Below are 3926 nucleotides of genomic sequence, written 5' to 3'. Positions count from 1 at the left end.
GACTGGTGAAGAGGCAGTGTTCCAACCTTGCGCTATTCGACTTCCTGGACGGCTTCGAGGTACTCAGCCCAGCCGTTCTGGGCGTACTGGGCCCAGGCGTAGGCGGTGTGGGGGTGGATGCCGAAGAGGTCACTGACGACGATCGGCGGAAGGTCGGTGATCGCTTCGAGCATGGCGGTGTTGCGTGCGCTGATGCCCGGCAGGCCGTGCCTTCGCATGTAGTCGTGGACGGTCTGGGAGTTTCGGGGGCGGCTGGGCGGCTGGCCCGGGAAGAGGTAGCCGGGTGTCCCGGTGTGGGACTTCTGGAGGACGGAGGTGCGGAGGGCTGGGGCGGTGATCTGTTGTTCGATGAGGGCGGCGAGCTTGGGAGGGAGGAGGACGGGGTTCTGGTTGATCGTCAGATAGGCGTCCTCGCCGTCGCGGCTGAACCGGTCGGTGGTGAGCTGGACGATGCGGGTGGTGGGCATGGCATAGAGGCTGGTCAGGGCGCCGATGATGCGGGCTTCGAGGGGGAGGCCGTCGTCGTTGAGGCAACGGCGGAGGTGGGCGTTGAGTTCGTCGCCGGGCAGGAGCTGGGACGGCTGGGTGAACTTCTTGCTGGGGACGGTGAGTTTGCCGGTCAGGCGGCGGGCGACGGCCCAGCGGATGAACGCCGCGAGGTCTCGACTCGCTGAGGTGTGGGTGGTCAGCCAGAGGTCGAGGTCGTCCTGGCCGAGGTCGGTGAGCGTGATCGAGTTGTCGTCGAGCCAGGTCATGAAGCGGATCGCGGCCCGGATGTTTCGCTTGTCGGACATGGCGGAGCCGATGGTGTAGCGGTCCTTGTCGGCCCGGCGCCGGGCGGCGCGCAGGACGCCCCACTCGGCGAACGGGCGGACGACGCGGGCGTGGTGCGGGGGCAGGCCGGCGAGCATGTTCTTGAGCCATGCCTGGATGCGGGCGAACTGTTCGTTCCGTTTGGGTAGGGCGCCGGCGGCGACCAGGAGTTCGCGGATGTAGAGGGTGTCCCACTTCTGGGGCAGGGCGTCGAGGAGTTCGTGGCTGATCTCCTGCTGCTGGGCGGCGAGGCCGGCCAGCATGCGGGCCGAGTCGCTGCGGCGCATCCAGAGGAGGACGGACCAGGGGTGGTTGGCGGCGCCGAGCTGCTGGGCGAGCGGTTGGAGCTGGGGGCGGACGGTGCCGTCCTCGCCGCTGAGGAGTTCGTGGATCCGTTCCTGGGCGACGCAGCGCGCGCAGGCGCCGTCGGCGTGGATGGCGCCGGGGTAGCCGCAGCGGTTGCAGGCGTAGTCGATGTCGGTGCCGGAGCACGGGCCGCAGATGTCCTTGCCGTCCTCGCTCCGTCCGACGAGCGCGCGGAGGGTTCCGCACTGGGCGCAAGGGGCCGGGTGGCGCCGTCGGCGCTGGTAGCAGGAGTCGCAGAGCAGACCGACAGGCCAGTTGGCCTTCACTCCCCGTATCTGCCCGCAGTCGACGCAAGGAGCCGAGCGGCGTGGCTGACACGACTTGCAGCGGAACTCGCCGTCCTGGCGGGTGAAGCCGTATCGGAGCTCGCCGCAGGTGGCGCAGGTCCGCATGGGACCGCGGTAGCAGTCTCCGCAGGTCGCTGGCTGGTCGGCGGCCTTGCGGATGCTGATCGGCTTGATCTGCCCGCAAAGCTCGCAGAGGCGGGGCGGGGACGCGTAGCAGCTGGTGCAGACCGGGCCGTCCTTGGTGATGGCGTTCGCAGGCCGCAGTCTGCCGCAGTGGATGCACTCGTGTTCGGGCTTGTCGGGGTTGCAGTGCGAGCAGAAGAAGGTGCCGTCCTCGCGGCGGACGTTGGGCTCGCGGATGCGGCCGCAGCCGGCGCATTCCTTCCGGAACAGCGGGTCCTTGCGGTAGCAGCGGCGGCAGATCGGGCCTTCGTCCCGCTGGGTGACGATGTGTCCGTCCTGGCCGCAGCGCGAGCAGGGCCGCAGCTCGGTTTGGGCGACGCACCAGTCGCAGCACCGCCCTTCCGGGGTGTTCCGGGGAAGGCGGAGGCCGGTGCGGTGGCAGCGTGCGCAGGCCGGCTGGGTGACGGCGTCGCCGTGGCCGGTGGCGTCGAGGTGTTGGAGGAGCCGGACCACCTGGAGCGGGCAGTGCGGTGACGGCTTGGTGAGCGCGTCCGGGTGCTCGGTGATGTAGTCGTCCAGGGCCCGGGCCGACCGGCCGGTCCATGCCTTGGCGTCCTCCAGGGCGGCTTGGGCGTCCGCGGCCGTCAGTGCGGGGCCGACCACCTGCTGGAGGTGGTCGATCAGGCGGGCGCGGGCCTGCTCGGCCTCGCGCTGCCGGCGTATCTTGGCCTGGCTCACGACGGCCCGGGGCGGCGGATCACGGTGCGGCGGGACGTGAGCGGCAGCGGGCCGGCGTCCCCGTCGGCGGTCTTTCGGAGCTGGACGTTGACGATCTCGGGCTTGATCAGGTCGTTCGGGGTGCACTGGAGGATGTCGCAGAGCGCGACGAGGGTGTCCATGCTCATGCGCTGCGGCGGCTGGGTCACCAGCCGGTAGACCTGTTCGCGCGACAGGGTGACGCCGCGTTCGGCCAGCAGCGGGACCAGGTCGGAGGTCTGGAACATCTGTCGCTCGGCCATCAGCTGGCGGAGCTGCCACTGGTAGCCCATCTTCTTGATCACGAGGTCACGTCCCAGTCGTCGCCCAGTCGGTTCTTCATTGATCGTTCCAGCAGGGTGTTGCGGTACTCGTTCGAGACCCCCATGTAGATCGCCGTGGTCGAGGCGTGGGAGTGACCGACCTGTTCCTGGACGAATCGGGCGGGATAGCCGAATTCGGTCAGGTGTGTGATGTAGCTGTGGCGGAGGCAGTGCAGGTCGAGGTCCTCGTCGAGGCCGGCGGCCTCGCGGGCCGTCACGAAGGCGTCGTTGATCGACCGCGGGGAGAGCCGCCCGACGCGCTCGGTCACCCAGAGCGCGGGATGGCGCCCTGGTGAGAAGTGCGGGCGTATCTCGCTCACCCACTGGTCCAGGACGTCGACCGCCCAGTCCATCTCGGGGACCATCAGCACCATGCGGCGCTTGGGTGGCGCCCCCTTCGAGGACTTGCCGAAGCGGACCGTCATGCTGCCGTAGCCGCGGAACTTCGGGGCCTTGGGGTGGCGCCGCAGGTCGACCAGGTCGACCTTGGAGGACTCGGTGCGGCGTGTGCCGTAGGCGTAGATCGTCTTGAGCACCGCCGCGTCGCGCAGGGCGGTCAGGGCGCCCTTGCGGCCCTGTCCTTTGACCTTGCCGGGCCGGGCGTCGGCGGCGTCGAACAGGGCCTGGATCTCGTCGTAGGTCAGCGGGCGCCGGCGCGGGTCGCCCTCGTACTCGACCGTGTGCAGGACCGAGTTGCCCTCGTGGAAGATCTGCTGCGGGATCTCGCCGAACCGCTCCAGGCAGGCGTCCATCCAGCCGTAGCGGGAGTCGAGCAGGTACTCCAGGAACAGCTCGATCGTGACCTCGTAGGTCCGGGCTGTCGACATCTGGATGGGCTTGGTGCCGCTTCGCAGGTGAGCGATGAACGCCTCGCCCTCGGCGGGCGTCCACTGCCAGGGGTACTGGCCGGTGAACTCCTCCAGCCGCTCGATCAGGCGCAGCCGCGGGTCGATGGTCGACGACTTCAGGAACCGGGCCGACTGCTGCCGGGCCCAGCCCTCCTTCATCGCGTCGAAGACGGCCGGCGCCGGGTCGAGATGTATGACGTTGCGGGCCAGCACGAGACGTGCCGATCCAGGGGCCTGAGTAACCACAGCCCCTGTTGTATCAGATGCATCATTGTTGAGTTTGCCTGCTAGGGTGCAGGTCAGCGGCCATGCCCTCGCCAGCAGCTGGCGCGACCACCCGCTCGTGACCAGCACAAACTGCCATGCTGACGTCGCGAGGAGTGTTGCATCTGATGCAATTCATCCTCTTT

The 3926-nt window shown here is 68.9% G+C and carries 3 protein-coding genes; all 3 read right to left on the bottom strand.

Annotated features, from left to right (window positions below; genetic code table 11):
* Window positions 1–32 precede the first annotated feature (32 nt).
* From ACGF12_RS38080 to ACGF12_RS38070, 3 genes are read right to left on the bottom strand one after another with little or no spacing between them, the layout of a single operon-like run.
* Entirely contained in the window at window positions 33–2327 is a 2295-nt protein-coding gene (locus tag ACGF12_RS38080; RefSeq protein ID WP_393041092.1) for an XRE family transcriptional regulator, read from the bottom strand.
* Window positions 2324–2650, bottom strand: coding sequence for a helix-turn-helix domain-containing protein (locus tag ACGF12_RS38075; RefSeq protein ID WP_393041089.1), 327 nt, complete (start codon window positions 2648–2650; stop codon window positions 2324–2326). The genes ACGF12_RS38080 and ACGF12_RS38075 overlap by 4 nt, the downstream gene beginning before the upstream one ends.
* Window positions 2647–3675: a tyrosine-type recombinase/integrase gene (locus tag ACGF12_RS38070; RefSeq protein WP_393041095.1), complete on the bottom strand. Its 1029-nt coding sequence runs from the start codon at window positions 3673–3675 to the stop codon at window positions 2647–2649. The genes ACGF12_RS38075 and ACGF12_RS38070 overlap by 4 nt, the downstream gene beginning before the upstream one ends.
* Window positions 3676–3926 lie beyond the last annotated feature (251 nt).

The organism is Kitasatospora sp. NPDC048296 (genome assembly GCF_043201815.1).
GTDB lineage: Bacteria > Actinomycetota > Actinomycetes > Streptomycetales > Streptomycetaceae > Kitasatospora.
This window is presented reverse-complemented; position numbering and strand designations above follow the sequence as displayed.

Coding starts and splice junctions, on each gene's coding strand:
- ACGF12_RS38070 (WP_393041095.1), bottom strand. CDS start 3,675: ATGAAGGAGGGCTGGGCCCGGCAGCAGTCGGCCCGGTTCCTGAAGTCG.